Genomic DNA, 15450 nt, shown 5'->3' with positions numbered 1-15450 from the left:
CGACCCGGATTTCCACCGGTTCTCACACCTCGGGTGTCTCCACCCGAAAGGCACCAATCCACCGTCAATTATAGAGACACGAATGTTCGCAGTCAAACTCCTTGCAATGAGAACTATGAGTATATACGTCGGTGTAGGTGGTCGCGTTTCATGTATCAGTCTAAGCACGCCTGACATTTACTGTCGATCGCTCACACGAAATAGCGCCTGTAGACCTGTCGGGTACCACCTTCCGGCCCATTTGGCGCCATCTCTGCTGCATCAAAGTCCAAGCGTTCATAGAAATGGCGCGCCGGTCTTCCCGCAACATTATCTGCACCAAAGGTAACGACCGACAGCTTGGCAGGCGGCTCAATCAGCCGGAAGCAGTGATCCACAAGCGTCTGAGCTACTCCCTGTCGTCGCCAACGCTGCGCCACTGCCAGCCAGCCAATTTGTAGTGCGGCGCGTGGTTTGCCGAGAAGAGCAGCGTGCCTATCAGCGGTGTGCCGGGAAGGCCATTCCGCTCGCGAACGCAAAAGGCCGTCTGCCGCGCGATGTTTCGCTCAAGTGCCGCATGGAAGCCGGGGTCGGACACCATCGAGCCAAACAGCGGCTCAACCTCCACCGCAAGAGCAAGCTAGGCGGGAATATCTGAGGGATGTGCCAGGGCAATCTGCATCGGAACCTCTGTGAGAGAAATAGTCAGCGCTGCTTCTTGCCAGCTTTGAGTAAGTCCACCAGCTCAGCAATGCGCGCACGGCGTATTTCTGGGCACCGTGCAGCACCGTCGATCCAGCGCAGATAGCCCTTGCGATAGAAGGTTGCCAGCGACTCGAAGAAGGCCCGTGCCTCCGGCTCGCCTTCAAGAGCGGCAAGCAGATCGGGTGCAAGCGTATCGGTCTGCGGCCCTTCCGGCATCAGCTCAACGTCGACCGCTGTGTCAGCATCCAACCCGTTATCCCGTCGCCAGGCCGCGCCAAGCGGTAGAAAATACTGGTCGCCATCCGAGTCGAGCGCGCCGCGCACCGGGTGTCCATTGATCGAGCCGGTGATGTGATGGCGCTGCTTCACGCCCCACACCTCGTTTGGGTTGAACGGAATGCTGATGAATGTTCTGCTGCCTTCTTTAGCGACCGTTGTCTTGAAGCGCTGTTTCGTCATCTCTTCCTCGTACAAGCTATTTAAAGAACTGGATACGCCACGGTGTGAAGCCGTGGTTGCGGTAGAACTTCAGAATGCTATCAGTCTCTTTGCTCAGCGTCCCAACGATAAAGCGCTCAATGCCCTCCTGCTGTGCAACCACGAAGACCCGTTCGAGTAGCGCTCCCCCAATGTCTTGGTTCCTAAAGTCTGGTCGCACATAGATATCCTCAATTGCGACATAGGGCTGATCTAGAGGAATGACCTCCACCGGGTTATTGTGCTGCACCGAGGCATGAATATAGCCGACGAGCTGCCCAGCGCTTTCCGCCACCAGGAAGTAGGCTGGGAAATGCTCTAGGATAGCAAGGTAATCTTCCCGGCTCATGGGGTTGAAATTGCCGTAGGCGATCTCCTCCTGCTCCCATAGGCGCTCTAATACTATCACGCCGTCGATGTCATCGAGGCTACATGCGCGAATGCGAACTTGCTCCATGCTTCAACCTTGCTTCGAGCTATGCTTCAATCCCATCGCCAGTCACCAGCCCGATATAGTGCTGCACCCAGGCTGTCTGGGCCGGATCACTCAGCCAGTAGTCCAGCGTCCACCACATATAGCGCAGACCAATATAGCGCGCTGCCACGCGGTAGTGCGCGGCAAATCGATCGGATGGAATAGGATAGCCATACGCTGCCAGGGCGCGGCGATAGTGCTCGGCCTGAGCCAGCGTGCAGTGGTGATGCGGCAGATCCAGGTAGAGCGGCCCCCACATGGCGACCTGCCAGTCGATGAAGTAAGGTCTGCCCTCCTGCACCAACACATTCGAGGGATTGAGGTCGGTATGAATAAGCGTCTGCGCCTGCGCATCCTGGAGCAGGCTGGTCATGTCCTCTACAATGGTCGCCGCCGCTGCCTCAACACGTGGGATGGCGCTCTGGAAGGTCTCGACAAACGCAGCGCTGCTCCGCGCCTGCTCCCAGGCAGGTCGCCACGTGCGCTGAAATATCATCTCTTCAAGATAGCTTCGATCAACCCCGGGCAGCCAGGCAAGCCTCGCCGCCTGCCCAAAATTGGCGACATGAATCGAAGCCAGCCCTGCCGCCTCACGCGCTAGCTCAAGCTCCGTGATCGGCTCAAGCGAGGTCGGACGGGTCGTATCGCCAACATCCTGCATGCAGAACAACAGATGATCGCCTTCACGCTCGTCAAGCGCGTGCGCAAACGGGACGTTGGGCTGCTGCTGGGCATTCAGGTAGCGCAGCGTGTGCCACTCACGCCGAGTCACGACTTTGGTCACGAGCGACATTTCAGCATGCTGCCCCTGAGCGACATAGCTGATGCGATGGCGCTGAACAGCAGCACCAGACATGCCTGGCTGGAGGTTGGTAGACGACACGTGCGTCATCTGCGCCGCCGGGTCGATCCAACGAGCCAGCGTCTGCGCAAGGAGCTCCATATGCATGGTGGCAGGCTGCTCAGGTTCGCTCATGGTGTAGCTCGGTAGCGCGCTCGCAGTAGCGGGATGGCTATCTCTGCCCAGAATTGCGGAGAGACATAGCCACTAGACATTCCACCGTGGCTGAAGCGCTCGATGAAGAAGGGCTCCTGGTGGCTCAGTGGCATCCCCGTCATCTGCTCATAGGTCTGCTCAAGCAATACCGTGAGCTGCTCTTCGGTGTCGGGGTAGGCGTGACTGCCCAGCGTGGCCTGCATCTCTCGCCAGAGATGCGGGTCGCCGCGCAGCCTCCACTGCCGGGGCTCTTCCACAAAGAGGCTTGCCAGGGTCTTGGTTGGCTGCATACATTCTCGCTTCGCCGGATCATTTCAAGCTGATGCCGCTTGCTGCACATGACTTCAGGCTTCTTCTTCATCATCGCTCAGATAGCGCTCTACTGCTACCAGATCATCCAGATCGACGATCTGGCTACGCTGCCAGTCGACGACGACTAGCCGATACTCGCGCCCAAGTACACCCAGCGCAGTCGCTAGCTTCTGCCTGAGCGCGACATCCAGCGAGGGAGTCTGCATCGAGAGCGACAGCTCCGTCACAGTGCCATCTTTGCTGCTTCCGTAGAGCGCGAAATCATAGGGCTTGCCAAACGCAAAGCAGCCCGGACATGGCTCACGATAGCTGCTATAGCCGGTCTCGACCCGCTCAGCGACAGGTAAGAGTCTGTCAAAGAGCTCGACCAGTCGCGTATATGGGATAGCTCTGACCGTAACTGGGGTGGGCTCCTCTGAGCGGACATAGATGTCTGTCCAGCCGCTTCCATCGAAGTGCGCAGCACTGAACTGATCCAGTCGCTCTTGCTCCTCGTGCAGAAAGGCCAGATTCTCAGATGGAACCAGGCTTACCATGCCCCAGTCGTCTTCGTGTAGATAGAAGACCTTATCTGCTTGACTCATATGCTGGTACTCCGCTCAGCGCTGCTATGCCTCACATTGCGTTCCTGCCAGGTGGTCATGGCTCTGGAGCGCAGGCGCTGATCGTCTGCCTGCCACCTCAGTCGCAATCATAGCACATCAACTCTGGCATTGGATGGCTGTGATGCCCAGACTCTCGATCAAAGGCATAAAGAGCGGCGCTCCTCAACGTGAGGAGCGCCGCTATGATGAATTTCACTGCTACTTCTTCTTGTCGAAGCCTAGCCCTTTTTCCCGCAGGCTCACCCAGCGCCCCTGACCAACAATGAGATGATCCAGCACCTCGCAGCTCAGCAGGTTGCCCGCCTCGACGATCTGCCTGGTGATCAGGATATCCTCGGGGGAGGGATCAACCTGGCTGCTCGGGTGATTATGTGCCACGATGATGGATGCACTGTTGATTCGCAGTGGCTCCTTGAATACCTCGCCCACCCTGATGATCGAGGTGTTGAGCGAGCCGACATAGACCGTATGCAGCTTCTGGATACGGTTGCGCGTGTTCAGGCAGAGCACACACAGCCGCTCCTGGTCGAGATGTCCAAGCTGGAGCATGAGAAACGCGGCAGCATCACCAGGGCTGCGCACCGCCTCGCGCTCATTGGGCCGCAGCAGCAGCGCGAGGGTGTCGATCAGGGCCAGCACCTCAGCGGGCGGCTCCATGCCCTCGGTTAGGGCGGTGCGCAGGTCGTCACCCTGGGCAGCCAGGCGACGCAGGTGAGATAGATCAAGGTAGGGCGCGAGCGCCTCGCGCAATGCGCGGCTGGACTCGCGGGTGGCTTTCGTGGTTTTCATGGCACACTCCCAATAGTGTGCTCCAGAGGGCTGCGTCCCGGCGGGCGCAATGGCCCGCCGGAGCGGTAAAGACAACAGATAGGGTAGGTGACGCTATCTACGCATCACAGATATGCGCAAGGTCGCACAAGGCGCAGGGCGAGAGCAGGCCGCTCTCGATGCCCTTGCGTGGGATAAACACTTCGGCATCAATCAAGGCGGCGACCTGGGCAAGCTGCCGCTCGATGCGCGCCAGCAGCCGCGCCTGGTTAGCGGTGTTGACCCAGATCTGCGTCACGTCACGCTCGCCCAGGACGATGTGACCGACCTCGACCGGCTGACCGGGCGCGATCAGGCCGTTCTGGCGCAAGAGCTCCACATAGATCACAAGCTGAGCATCCTCGGTCAGCGCCTCGCGTGAGATCGCCCTGGTGGTCTTGTAGTCGCCAACCAGCAGCGTGCCCTCACGCTGAGCAACCACATCTGGCGCACCCGCGATGGGAACACCGCCAATCGTGCCGATCAGCGCAACATTGTCTGGCTTGCCCTCCTCATCCCAGCTTTCCGCGTCAATGTCCGCAACCACCACGCTCGGTGGCGCATTGTCTTGCGGAATAGCCAGCGGCTGACCTTCGACGAGCAGCACCTGGTTGAGCAGGATGCTCGATTCCAGATCGGCAAGCCGGATGGCACGGCGAAAAAGGTCGGCAAGCGTCTGGGATCGACCCCAGCGTAAATGCCCAAGCGCACCGCGCTGGTAGTCGCCGATGCGCAGCTCCAGATTGGCATGCTCAGGCATAAAGGTGCGATTCTCTAGCACGCTTTTCGTCGTCGGTGGGCCAAACCTGGTCGCGTCAATGGCAGCAAGCTCCTCCAGCGCGTCATAGATCGGCGAGCATACCTGGGCAAAGACCTCAAGCACAGCAGTGTCAAGCGGTAGCCCATGGTAGGCCAGTCGGATGGCCTCGCGCATAACCCGTGATAGCCAGACGTTCGCCGTGATGCGCGGCTGCTGGCCTCGCTGATGCCTGAGCTGCCAGGCATAGCCACAGAAGAGAAACAGGCGTACCTGCGGGATGGACAGGGGTCGCGGAAGCTGGTGTTCCATTGGAATAGTCTCCTGATAGATACAGCACGCGACCCGCCGCCCGCCAGGTCGCGTGCAAACGAGCCTGTAGCGGGCGGAACGACGAATGGGAATTAGGAGCTAGGGATTGGGAGGTGGGGATCGGGCATTGTTTAGGGCAGGAGTTGTACGACTCCAACCCCTAACCGCTAAGCCCCATGCTTATATTTGAGAAGCAGGCGACCCAGGCGAGCGGGTAGGTCGGTCAGCCGCTCAACCGGTATGGTGTGATCGCTACCGAAAATGGCCTGGAGCTTGGCGATCTTGTCCTGTGGGCCGACGTAGACGCCGAGCACAACAATGCCTTTACGGCGCAGTGCCGTGATGGTGGCGGCAACCTCATGGGGCTTTTCGTCGCTCGGCTGGCCGTCATGCACATACAGCACAAGCTTCGTGCGCTCTGGCCTTGCCAGCAGCAGCCTCTCAGCCTCACACAGCGATGCGCTTACGCGCTCGCTGCCGCTGTCACCGTAGAGTCCGGCGATCAAGGCTTTTGGCCCTTCAGCATAGCGAGGGGTCTGCCAGGTACGCAGCCAGATCACGGGCTTGTCAGGATGGTGGAGCAGCGTGGCCTCGTTGAGCGAGTCCGGCAGATGCACCGAGTAGGTATAGTCGCCTGCATAGCCTATCGCCAGTGGAATGTCTGCCTCGGTGCAGGTAAGCTCGAACAGCATGGCTGCTCGCCGCGCATGTGTGACACGCGCCCGCTCATCGAAGAAGGATACATCTGGCTCGCCCGTAACAGGGTCAATGCCAGGCATTGGCCCCATCGAGCCGGTTCGGTCTATTAGGAGGACAATCGCCAGGCCGGACGGATCTTGCTCGACCTCACGCTTGACCATGAGCGGTCGCTCGCCACGCGTGCGCGCATGGGCCTCTGCCGTGAACGTGCCATGTGTACCAGAGCGACGGCTACCGATATCTGGCGCCGGTGCCTGAAGCACCTTGAGCAGACGACGTGTCTCGCCAGCGACCTCCGCAACCAGCCAGCCATAGGGCCGCTGCCACAGACTACCAGTGCTGGGGTCACTATCGCTCTCAGGTGGCTCACCCTCGTCACCCGTGTGGATGTCGTCGCACTCGCTGGTATTGGTCTCGCTATCATCCTCGTTGTCGTCGGGCAGCAGATCGGTCGTAGACACTGTCAGCGGCTCGTCGCCGGGACGGCGCTCAGCAGAGCCAGGGATGCGATCCGTGATAATCAGGACATGCCCACCTATGTTGTCATGCTCGGGCAAGCCCAGCCGCCGCAGGATTTCCAGCGCGAGCTCGGCGACCCGACCGGCATTGGGGGCAACCCAGGACTCTTCGACCAGCGGGCGAATTTCAGCCTCCCAGAGCTGGTGGTCATCCTCAGATGCAAAGCGCAGCCGCGAGGGCGTCTTTGCCGGACGTTTGCTGTCCCAGCGCCAAAAGAGACATGCGTTGAGGAGGGCATCCTCGCGTGACGCAGGCGTCTCTGGAAGCGGCATGCGTGTCGCCAGCAGGCGCGCCAGCGTCAGGAAGTCGGCACGGGCGGGCGGATAGTGTGCGCCGGTCAGGCGCTCCATCCGCTCATCCTCAAGCGCGTTACAAAGCCATGCATGGAGCTGGCCGCTAATACCGTAGCGATCGGTGAAGAGCACATGCCCGGCCTCGTGCCGTCCCATGGCGCGGCTGATGCGCCACTGCAGGCTGGCCAGCTTGCTGACCTTCTCGCCACGCCAGGTGACCGGCAGCAGCGCCTCTCCGCCCCAATTGTTGGTCATGACCGGGTCGATGACGATCTCCTGTGTATCAAAGCGCACAAAGCTCCCCTTGCCGGGGTCAAAGCGAATGGTATAAGGCCGGGTGCCGATCAGGACGCGCACCCAGTTTTCGAGCGCGCGCTCGGCGCGCCGCCAGTGCCACCAGTTCATAGCAACCTCCCGTTGCTCAAGGAAAATGGCAAAAGGAAAAAGGCAAAACGAGAAAGCCTCGTTCGCCTTTTTGCCTTTTGTCTTTTCCCTTTTGACTTATACAAGCGCCGCAGGCGCTGAGGCGGAAACGATGTCGAGCAGGGTGCGCTCAACCTTGGGGTCAAGGTCGGCACCCAGGATGGGGCAGATACGGTCAAGCCAGGTGTCGCGCGCGGCGTCCAGGAAGGCACGCTGAGGGTTGCCCTTCGCGGCGTCGGGCGCGCTTGTATGAAGAGAAAGGGCGGTGCGGCCCCAGGCAATCAGGGTCGCCAGGTCGAGGGTTGCACGCAGGATATCCTCCTTGCGCTGATAGTCGAGGATCTGTAATTCGACCCGCTGCATGGCGCGGATAAGCGGTGCGGTGGACGCAAGGCCCAGGCGGTCGCCCAGGATCTTGGCGGCCTCGTCCGGCTTGTAGCCGGTTAGTTGCAGCCAACCACCCGACCAGCGGCGTCCGAAAGCGGGATCGGAGAGATCCAGCCCGTCGTACTTATCTCCAAGATTGGCGGTCGCTACCACGCGCACACGGTGACAGGGCACCACATAGCGCTGCTGGGTCGCTCGGACATCAATGATGTGGAACGGCCCCTCCTCGCCTTCGGGAATGGGTAGATGCATACCGAGCACGGCTGACTTGGGGTACTCGTTGAGCAGACGCATAATCGCCGAGATGACCGTGCGATGTCCGCGCGCCAGCTCGTCGATCAGCAGAACGACCTGCTCGCCTGCCAGAGCACGCTCGACCCAGCGAATCACCGGGCCGGGCACAAAGGCCCAGTCGGTATCGCCCTTCGCGCGTGTGAACGCGCCAAACAGGTCATCCGCCTCCCAGCCAGCGTCAATGGTAATTGGCTCGATGCCGAAGCCGAGCGTCATGGAGGCGGTCATCGCCTGGGTGGTCTTGCCTGTGGCGGTTGGGCCAACCAGCATGACCGGCCCGCCGCGCTTGAGCGCGAGCTCGATGCGCCGCAGATGCGGCCCGAAGACAGGTGGCGTCGTGACAGGCGCAGGCTTGGGCGGCTCTGGCGTAGTTGGCGCGGCTTTGGGCGCTGATCGTGTGCGCGGCTTGCGCGCTGGTTTGGGTGCGGGGGTAGCGGTGGGTGCTGCTGCCTCCGAGGTAGTGGATGCTGCTGCTGGGGCAGATACTGGCATTGGTGCAGGTGCTGGTGATGCTACGGGAGCCGCAGCAGGTGCGCTGGCTGGCGAAGCAGCTTCGGATGGCAGTGGCGCAGGAGCGCCAGGTGCAGCTGTATCAGTGGCTGTAGCCGCGACCGTTGCTTCTCCGGCGGCAACGCCTGCGGGATTGAGCAGCAGCGCGCCGGGTGCCAGGATGCTAGTGCCGATCTCACGGCTGATCACGTCATGGGCGGTCACGCCCGGCTCACGGCTGGTGTGGTCATAGAGCCGATAGGTCATCACGATACGCAAGGCGTCGCAGACCTGGATAAGGTGCGGTCGCACAGTGGAATGCTTGCAGGCAGCAGCCAGGGTAGAGCGCTCCCAACCGACGGTGATGTCGTGTCGTGGGTAGATACGTTCCATCTCTCCAATCAGCCTATACCAGCGCTCGACCAGCTCCAGGTTCTGCATGATGTCACCAGAACGATAGGCCGCGATAGCCTGTACCAGAGCAATGATTGCCGCCTGATAGGTTGGCTGCCCACGCGAGTGGACAAAGCCGCCCATCAGAAAGCGGTCACTCTCCTGATGCCAGGTAAATTGGTAGCAGCTCGAACGGTTGGCGCTATGGGCCACGACCCGCCCGACCAGGCCAGGGGCATCATAAGAAAAGGAGCTGACAATCCCATGCATAATAGCGAGGACGGCCTGGACATAGCCAAGCCCAAGCTCGACAATGCTTGGTTCAGCGGGGCTGTAATGGCTACGATTTTTCGGGTCGATCAGCTCGTAGCGCGTAAATGCGCCATGCGCCAGCTCAGCATCCTTCTTGTGCTGAAGCACATGCAGTGGGGAAAGGGTTACGAGCATAGTGGGAGTCGTGATGGTCATGGCAGAAAACTCCTTAACAGGAGCTGCGCGTGACCTCCCAGACCGGAAGGCCACATAGGCAGCTTCCGGCTGAAATAGGCGGGAAAGGGAAATTAGGCAGTGGTGATCTGTGGGGCGGTAGCGGTAATGACGTGCTCGGTGGCGACGATCAGGTCTTCAACCCACGCGTCGGCGGTCTCGTAGTCGTCAATCCCTGCCAGCACCTTCGCGAGCGCAAGCAGCGCTGCGCGTACCTGCTCAGGTAGCTCATTCATCCTCGCATCCTCGTTTCGAGTAAAGATCTGGTGACAATGAGTGGGTAGCGTGGACAGTCGGCGGTGAGTGCGTCAGATCTGATCTCAATCGAGATCAAGGGAAACGGCGGGCTGAGGGCTTTCTGCATACTGCGCCGCACGGTGACAATAGTCTTGGTGGTCATGGGGTGGCTCCCTTCGGTCAAAGCGGGTAACACATGGTACCGACCCTGATGCGCCTCGGGCCGGTAAGAAACGGCCCCCAAGGCGCGGGGAGTACAAGGGCTGGCAGCGCCAGTGGTGGAGAGAATACGAGGCGATCATCGCCTCAGAATAGAGGCAGCATGTTCAGGCCAGCGGGTGGCCTATGATTAGGGTGGGCAGGAATAGCAAAATGCTAGGCACAGCAATGCCAGGCATAGAGGAGTAAAAGCTTGTTGTCGTTACGAAATAAAGTTGGTGAGGAGTGCAGTGCGCTCAATAGAGGGTGTGATCCGGTCTATCTGCCAACGATATGTCGGCGATCACCGGCTACCAGCTATACAGTTGTGAGGTACAGTGGCTGCCAGCATTGCTGGAGCAGTGGTGTCGTGCTCGCGGGTTTCGTCGCACCTCAGGCGGCGGGAGTCAGCCAGGGAGCGGGAGACCAGTGACCAGCCAGGCCAACGCCGTGGCTATAGTATAGAACATCAGTATGTCTTTTTCAAGGACATTCATTCGATATCTCCTAGATCGATGGAGATAACTTTAGGTCTCGTCGAAGAATCTGTAGTTCGATAAGGAGCCGATACATCGCTCCAGGCGAAAGAGAGCAAGGCAGCACATACGTTTCTCTACCGCCTTCAATATGCTACAATAAGCGCAGCAGCCGGGACGCTTATTTCCACCTGACAGGTTGTTATGACTCAAGCAGCATCAAGGTTAGATACACCCGTTGATTTCCTCATCATTACAGCACTCCGGGAGGAGCGAGATGCTGTTTTAGGTCTCCTGGAGGAGATCCGCAAGGTACAGCGAGAAGGTTCGCCCACCTACTATCTGGCTTCAGTACCTGCGTATGCTCAGAACGGCTCTTATGAGGTTGCGGTGACGATGCTCAATGATATGGGCAATGTCGAATCAGCGCAGCATGCCACGCGCGCTCTACAGGATCTGGCACCTGACTATGTTCTCATGGTCGGTATTGCTGGTGGTGTGCGCGGCAAAGTAAAGTTGGGCGACGTTATTGTAGCAAAGCAAATATGGTATTACGAGCCAGCAAAAGTTACTCCAGATGGCTCACAGCCTCGACCGAAAGTGTATCCCGCTGATCCCTTTTTACTTGACCGCACCCAGAATTACAACGATCTCTCTTGGCGCGAATTAATTCAGACTGAACGCCCTTCTCGCCGCTCGAAGAAAGCGGCCTCAGAGGAACAGTCCGATACCATCTTCGATGTGATAGCAACAGGCGAACAGGTTATCGGCACCAACGATTTTATAAAGCAGCTCCGGCAACAGCATGGAAAGATAGTCGGCGTCGAAATGGAGGCATTTGGGGTGGCTGTTGCAGCAGCCAACAGTCGTGATAGACCTCGTTTTATCGCCATTCGCGGAGTTTGTGATTTTGCCGATCAGTACAAAAATGATGCCTGGCATCACTATGCGGCTGAGAGTGCAGCCGCATTCACAATTGGCTTTCTACGCTCTGGGCCTGTACCACCTCGCTCGGCTCGTATAGCTCAACTCCAGCAAGATACTACCCTGATTACCATCCGTCACCAGTCAATGGAAAAAATTCCCGAGAAGGCTGTCATCTCTGCCCTTCCACCTGAACTTGCAGGCTATCAGGTCGTGGAATTAGCTATAGACCAGACAGATTTGTATCGTGATGGCCGGCTCGTTGACCCAATGGAGGCGGTACGTCGACAGCGAGACATCGAGGAGCGCCTGGATGCGCTTTTAGACTTACACACAAACGCACAGATTGCCTATTACGGTATAGCACATATCCCATTGTTGCTCCTTGCTGGGTATCATTTATCAAACCGCCGCAACATTTTATTCTTCGATTTCAACCGACGAACCCGCGACTGGAACCAGTTACAACTCGGTGGGGAGGGAGAGGCTTTGGCACTTACTGGTCTTCCGGCAAGACGCAAGAAAATGCATGGTGATGTGGTCATCCGAATGAGTATCAGTTATAAAGTGACAGATGAGGTGATCGCTGAAGTAGTTCCAACACCGCTCGCTGTCGTTTCGCTTGGGTCAGAGCACCCGGCAATTGATAAGATAACAACGGAGCATCAGGTTCATGAGTATGGGGCTGTTTTTCGCAACGCAATGGATCAGATACATGAGCTGTTACCAAACACGAATACCATTCATCTCTTCTATTCTGGCCCTCCAGCACTTGCCTTTTATTGCGGTCAACAGGTAAGTAAAACGATTCATCGTCGGATTGTAGTCTACAACTATGTAGCTAAAGACACACCCAACTACTCCTGGGGGATAGACATTACCAGCAGTATCGAGGCGCCCGATTTTCTTATCCGTCCAACCGCAAAAGGAGCGCATTAAGGCAATGTATAACTTGCACTCGAAAATGGTCACGTTCTATCACAATCATGTGCGCCTACCGAATACAAAACGTGCTGAGCTTGCTGGACATCGTGACACGAACCTGGAACGACTGAACGCGGGGCTGGATAAGATCGGGGAAGAAGATAGTACGAGCTACGCACATCCACTTCGGCATCGTGACCAAGGCAGCTACCCTATGCATACGCTTAATCAGCGGCCTGACAACGATTACGATATCGATGTTGCGATCATTTTCCGCAAGGATGATCTGCCAAGCTCTACGCAAGCTGCTCGCAAGCGCATTGAGCGAGCCTTCACAACGGTTGGCGGTAATTTTGCACAATCACCAAAAGCTCGAACAAATGCAGTAACTGTGTGGTACGCCGAGGGATACCATATCGACTTCGCCGTATATCGGGAAATCGAAGATGAATACGGCGAAACCGTAACAGAGCACGCGGGTGCGGAATGGAAAGTGCGTGATCCTGTCGAAATTACTAACTGGTTTAAGCAAACGATGCGCGAGAAGAGTCCGTCTTCTACATCAGGAGCAACTGTCGAGGCCGATCAATTTCGACGTATTGTGCGCCTACTCAAAGCCTTCGCAAGGTCGAGAGAGCATTGGAACCTGCCAGGCGGCATGATTATCTCGAAGCTCACGGCTGAATGCTACCAGGCGGACTACGAGCGTGATGACATGGCCCTCCGCGCCACGATGAGAGCTATTTACAACCGCTTGCTTGGCAACCTGGAGGTGTATGATCCTATTCATGCCGATCAAAAGCTGACATACAAGGAAGCGTTTACGAAGCAGGTGGAGCGATTTCGTGACCGGCTTGGAGATGCAATCAAGGAATTAGCCGTACTCGATGACGCTAATTGCACATACGCTCAGGCGATGAACGCCTGGTACTGGGTCTTCCAGCATGAATTCTGGTATGTTGATGAAGATAGCGGATCTGATGAGTCAAAGGGTCCGTCTGTTTTGAAGAAGAGCGCGAGCGATGTCAGAGAATCCGTCCCGTTCGCCTGATATTGCTGATACACCTGGCTTCTACTCTCACTTGCGTGCAGGTTTCAGGCGTGACCTCTCGGCGGCCGGTTTTCGCCTTCTGAGTGCTGAACAGGGTGAAGAAAGGTGGACGGGATCGCTCAACGTCTCATGGGACGATCCAGCAACCGAAGATTACTCCAGTGCCGACCATCTCATCGAAATCCTGCTTCCTGCAGCTTTTCCGTTTGCACAGCCACAGGTCTTTCCAAACGATACCGATCCTCCGATACGCAATAGTAGGCATCAGGCTCCAGGGAGTGACACTGGAGCCCTCTGTCTATGGCCGAGCGATAGAGCAGCCTGGTCGCCATCTATGACCGCAGACGATCTACTGGCTCGCGTTCGCCTCTGGTTTAATCGCTATCACCTCAATGACTGGCCTGCTGAGGATCGACCACCCGATCTGCATCTCTACTTTCCTAGTCGGGAAAGACGTTCGTTTATGCTCATCGGTGATGATTGGATGCCTCCATCTGATGTACAGATGGGGCGCTTTGGCATATGGCAGAAGGACAATGTACGAGCATTCGCTGGTGCGCCACAACCAGGAGTTTCTCTGCCACCCCAGGCGCACGAGGATCGCATCCTATCAGAGATAGGGATGGCTCAGCGGCGTCGAGATCAGGTTGGGTTATGGTTTCGTCTCCAGCGAGAACCTCTGCCCAAGCTAGCATTGGATACATTGCTGTCTGAGATAGACGTTGCAGCTCAGCAATCGCCCGGCTGGGCATTACATCACCTATGTGGTCTCTATGGTCAGAAGGTTCATGGTTCAAATGTACCCGCGATCATTGCGGTCGGTTATCCCGATGCCGTAGAGCAAGAGCAGTGGTTATTTCTTAAGTGTAATCTTGGTTCTCCAGCGAAGACTACATCTTGGAGTCAGGCTGGTGCTCTTCGAAAGATAGCAGTTGAAAGCTTTGAAACCGCAGGTGTTGGGCAAGAAGCACTGATGCGGCGCACAGGCCATATAGCACAACTCATAAACAGCCGACGTGTTCTCATTTTTGGGCAGGGAGCAATTGGAGGAACGATCACTGTCTTACTTGCGAAGGCGGGATTGCAACATTTGCGCATTGTTGATGATGATTTACTGCGTCCTGGAAATGCAGTACGGCATGTAGGCGGCTTACAATTGGTCGGCTATGACAAAACAGTGATTGTAAAAGTCCAGGCACATAGCCACACTCCCGACAGTCACATTGACACTGAGACAACCACTTGGCATCCAGATATGATACGTCGATGGATAAGCGAAACAGACATCGTTGTTGACGCCACAGCGAATACTTCATTTTCGCTCTTGCTCAACCAGCTGTGTTTGCAAGCAATGCGTCCGGTCATTTACGTGACAGCGCATCGCAAGGCCGCTATTGGTCGTATCCGACTGGTTCGTCCAGGGCAAGATGCCTGTCTCGTATGCTATGAAGGCGGCTATCGCGGTACACAGGACTATCCAACTATTCCGCCTGGAGATGAAGGGTGGTTTGTTGAGAGCGGATGCGGTGTACCAACTGTAGAAGCCTCAGCGGTTGATATAGATCATATCGCCAACTGGTGTGCTCGCACCATCCTCTGGAGCTTTCGGGATAAGCTTGGGGAAAATAATCACCTTCTGGTCGTGAACGATTCTTTGCCCGATGCCGCAGACCAGTTGAGCCAGCCAGGTATTTATTGGAGTACCTGGAAGCCTATTCGGGGTTGTGGTGCCTGTGGACAGCTTTAGGAACAGTTATGACTATTGTTCACGGAATACACCTTGGTGTCAGGATTGCAGACATGATAGAGCAGGAAAGCCGGGAGCGATATCCTTTGGAGACGGGGGGCATTCTTATCGGAAGAATTGAAGGAGATAGGGCCATAGTTGCTCTGGCGGTAGGGCCTGGGCCAAATGCGATACATGAACCTACAAAGTTCCTGCGTGATGGAGACTACGCACAGCAGCAGTTAGACGAATACATCAATACATCCGAAGGTAGTGACGATTACATCGGAGAATGGCACTCTCACCCCTTACCAGTTGGCCCCAGCATGCGAGACAGAGAGAGTATGAGCTGGATCAGTACCCGACCATCATACAACCAGGCAGAACCTATCCTTATTCTATGCCAGCGAATACGAGTTGATCAGTGGGCACTTCGTGGCTATCGGTGGCACCAGGCAAGATTGAGATTTGTGCCTGTGATAATTGAGGGCGCTTAATCAGGCTG

16 protein-coding genes are annotated in these 15450 nt (G+C 57.1%); 4 read left to right on the top strand and 12 right to left on the bottom strand.

The window, feature by feature from the left end:
- Positions 1–191 precede the first annotated feature (191 nt).
- From M1P90_RS29010 to M1P90_RS28955, 12 genes are all read right to left on the bottom strand, one after another.
- Complete coding sequence (locus M1P90_RS29010) at positions 192–419, bottom strand: GNAT family N-acetyltransferase (RefSeq protein ID WP_483699185.1); 228 nt, start codon at positions 417–419, stop codon at positions 192–194.
- The gene (locus M1P90_RS29005) at positions 389–607 is read right to left on the bottom strand and encodes a hypothetical protein (RefSeq protein WP_483704745.1); all 219 of its coding nucleotides are present in this window, start codon (positions 605–607) and stop codon (positions 389–391) included. The genes M1P90_RS29010 and M1P90_RS29005 overlap by 31 nt, the downstream gene beginning before the upstream one ends.
- Positions 608–684: 77 nt before the next feature.
- Positions 685–1143: a YdeI/OmpD-associated family protein gene (locus tag M1P90_RS29000; protein WP_483699184.1), complete on the bottom strand. Its 459-nt coding sequence runs from the start codon at positions 1141–1143 to the stop codon at positions 685–687.
- Positions 1144–1159: 16 nt separating this feature from the next.
- Positions 1160–1618, bottom strand: a complete 459-nt coding sequence (locus M1P90_RS28995; RefSeq protein ID WP_483699183.1) for an N-acetyltransferase family protein — start codon at positions 1616–1618, stop codon at positions 1160–1162.
- Positions 1619–1637: 19 nt separating this feature from the next.
- On the bottom strand, positions 1638–2612 hold the full coding sequence (locus tag M1P90_RS28990) for a phosphotransferase (protein ID WP_483699182.1): 975 nt from the start codon (positions 2610–2612) through the stop codon (positions 1638–1640).
- The gene (locus M1P90_RS28985) at positions 2609–2923 is read right to left on the bottom strand and encodes a hypothetical protein (RefSeq protein ID WP_483699181.1); all 315 of its coding nucleotides are present in this window, start codon (positions 2921–2923) and stop codon (positions 2609–2611) included. Before M1P90_RS28985 ends, M1P90_RS28990 begins: the two co-directional genes overlap by 4 nt.
- Positions 2924–2977: 54 nt before the next feature.
- The gene (locus M1P90_RS28980) at positions 2978–3529 is read right to left on the bottom strand and encodes a hypothetical protein (protein ID WP_483699180.1); all 552 of its coding nucleotides are present in this window, start codon (positions 3527–3529) and stop codon (positions 2978–2980) included.
- Between the two features lie 219 nt (positions 3530–3748).
- A complete protein-coding gene (locus M1P90_RS28975) occupies positions 3749–4339 on the bottom strand; it encodes a JAB domain-containing protein (protein ID WP_483699179.1) in 591 nt (196 codons plus the stop codon).
- A gap of 97 nt (positions 4340–4436) precedes the next feature.
- The gene (locus M1P90_RS28970) at positions 4437–5426 is read right to left on the bottom strand and encodes a PD-(D/E)XK nuclease family protein (protein WP_483699178.1); all 990 of its coding nucleotides are present in this window, start codon (positions 5424–5426) and stop codon (positions 4437–4439) included.
- Positions 5427–5593: 167 nt separating this feature from the next.
- A complete protein-coding gene (locus tag M1P90_RS28965; RefSeq protein ID WP_483699177.1) occupies positions 5594–7342 on the bottom strand; it encodes a hypothetical protein in 1749 nt (582 codons plus the stop codon).
- Between the two features lie 96 nt (positions 7343–7438).
- On the bottom strand, positions 7439–9391 hold the full coding sequence (locus M1P90_RS28960; protein ID WP_483699176.1) for an AAA family ATPase: 1953 nt from the start codon (positions 9389–9391) through the stop codon (positions 7439–7441).
- A 92-nt stretch (positions 9392–9483) separates the two neighbouring features.
- On the bottom strand, positions 9484–9645 hold the full coding sequence (locus M1P90_RS28955) for a hypothetical protein (protein ID WP_483699175.1): 162 nt from the start codon (positions 9643–9645) through the stop codon (positions 9484–9486).
- Between the two features lie 879 nt (positions 9646–10524).
- On the opposite strand from M1P90_RS28955, the gene M1P90_RS28950 reads away from it, so the two are divergent.
- The 4 genes from M1P90_RS28950 to M1P90_RS28935 are packed head-to-tail and all read left to right on the top strand — an operon-like array spanning position 10525 to position 15442.
- Positions 10525–12183 (top strand): SAVED domain-containing protein, encoded by a 1659-nt coding sequence (locus tag M1P90_RS28950; RefSeq protein WP_483699174.1) that lies wholly within the window; start codon positions 10525–10527, stop codon positions 12181–12183.
- A gap of 4 nt (positions 12184–12187) precedes the next feature.
- A complete protein-coding gene (locus M1P90_RS28945; RefSeq protein ID WP_483699173.1) occupies positions 12188–13219 on the top strand; it encodes a cyclic GMP-AMP synthase DncV-like nucleotidyltransferase in 1032 nt (343 codons plus the stop codon).
- Positions 13191–14966 (top strand): ThiF family adenylyltransferase, encoded by a 1776-nt coding sequence (locus tag M1P90_RS28940; protein WP_483699172.1) that lies wholly within the window; start codon positions 13191–13193, stop codon positions 14964–14966. Before M1P90_RS28945 ends, M1P90_RS28940 begins: the two co-directional genes overlap by 29 nt.
- 8 nt (positions 14967–14974) lie before the next feature.
- Positions 14975–15442, top strand: coding sequence for a Mov34/MPN/PAD-1 family protein (locus M1P90_RS28935; protein WP_483699171.1), 468 nt, complete (start codon positions 14975–14977; stop codon positions 15440–15442).
- Positions 15443–15450: the final 8 nt, after the last annotated feature.

It is taken from the genome of Kouleothrix sp. 19917 (assembly GCF_057073505.1).
This window is presented reverse-complemented; position numbering and strand designations above follow the sequence as displayed.

Bases quoted from the DNA above. Each gene is read 5' to 3' on its own strand.
- M1P90_RS29000 (WP_483699184.1), bottom strand. From the start codon at position 1,143: ATGACGAAACAGCGCTTCAAGACAACGGTCGCTAAAGAAGGCAGCAGA.
- M1P90_RS28995 (WP_483699183.1), bottom strand. From the start codon at position 1,618: ATGGAGCAAGTTCGCATTCGCGCATGTAGCCTCGATGACATCGACGGC.
- M1P90_RS28990 (WP_483699182.1), bottom strand. From the start codon at position 2,612: ATGAGCGAACCTGAGCAGCCTGCCACCATGCATATGGAGCTCCTTGCG.
- M1P90_RS28985 (WP_483699181.1), bottom strand. From the start codon at position 2,923: ATGCAGCCAACCAAGACCCTGGCAAGCCTCTTTGTGGAAGAGCCCCGG.
- M1P90_RS28980 (WP_483699180.1), bottom strand. From the start codon at position 3,529: ATGAGTCAAGCAGATAAGGTCTTCTATCTACACGAAGACGACTGGGGC.
- M1P90_RS28975 (WP_483699179.1), bottom strand. From the start codon at position 4,339: ATGAAAACCACGAAAGCCACCCGCGAGTCCAGCCGCGCATTGCGCGAG.
- M1P90_RS28970 (WP_483699178.1), bottom strand. From the start codon at position 5,426: ATGGAACACCAGCTTCCGCGACCCCTGTCCATCCCGCAGGTACGCCTG.
- M1P90_RS28965 (WP_483699177.1), bottom strand. From the start codon at position 7,342: ATGAACTGGTGGCACTGGCGGCGCGCCGAGCGCGCGCTCGAAAACTGG.
- M1P90_RS28960 (WP_483699176.1), bottom strand. From the start codon at position 9,391: ATGACCATCACGACTCCCACTATGCTCGTAACCCTTTCCCCACTGCAT.
- M1P90_RS28955 (WP_483699175.1), bottom strand. From the start codon at position 9,645: ATGAATGAGCTACCTGAGCAGGTACGCGCAGCGCTGCTTGCGCTCGCG.
- M1P90_RS28950 (WP_483699174.1), top strand. From the start codon at position 10,525: ATGACTCAAGCAGCATCAAGGTTAGATACACCCGTTGATTTCCTCATC.
- M1P90_RS28945 (WP_483699173.1), top strand. From the start codon at position 12,188: ATGTATAACTTGCACTCGAAAATGGTCACGTTCTATCACAATCATGTG.
- M1P90_RS28940 (WP_483699172.1), top strand. From the start codon at position 13,191: ATGTCAGAGAATCCGTCCCGTTCGCCTGATATTGCTGATACACCTGGC.
- M1P90_RS28935 (WP_483699171.1), top strand. From the start codon at position 14,975: ATGACTATTGTTCACGGAATACACCTTGGTGTCAGGATTGCAGACATG.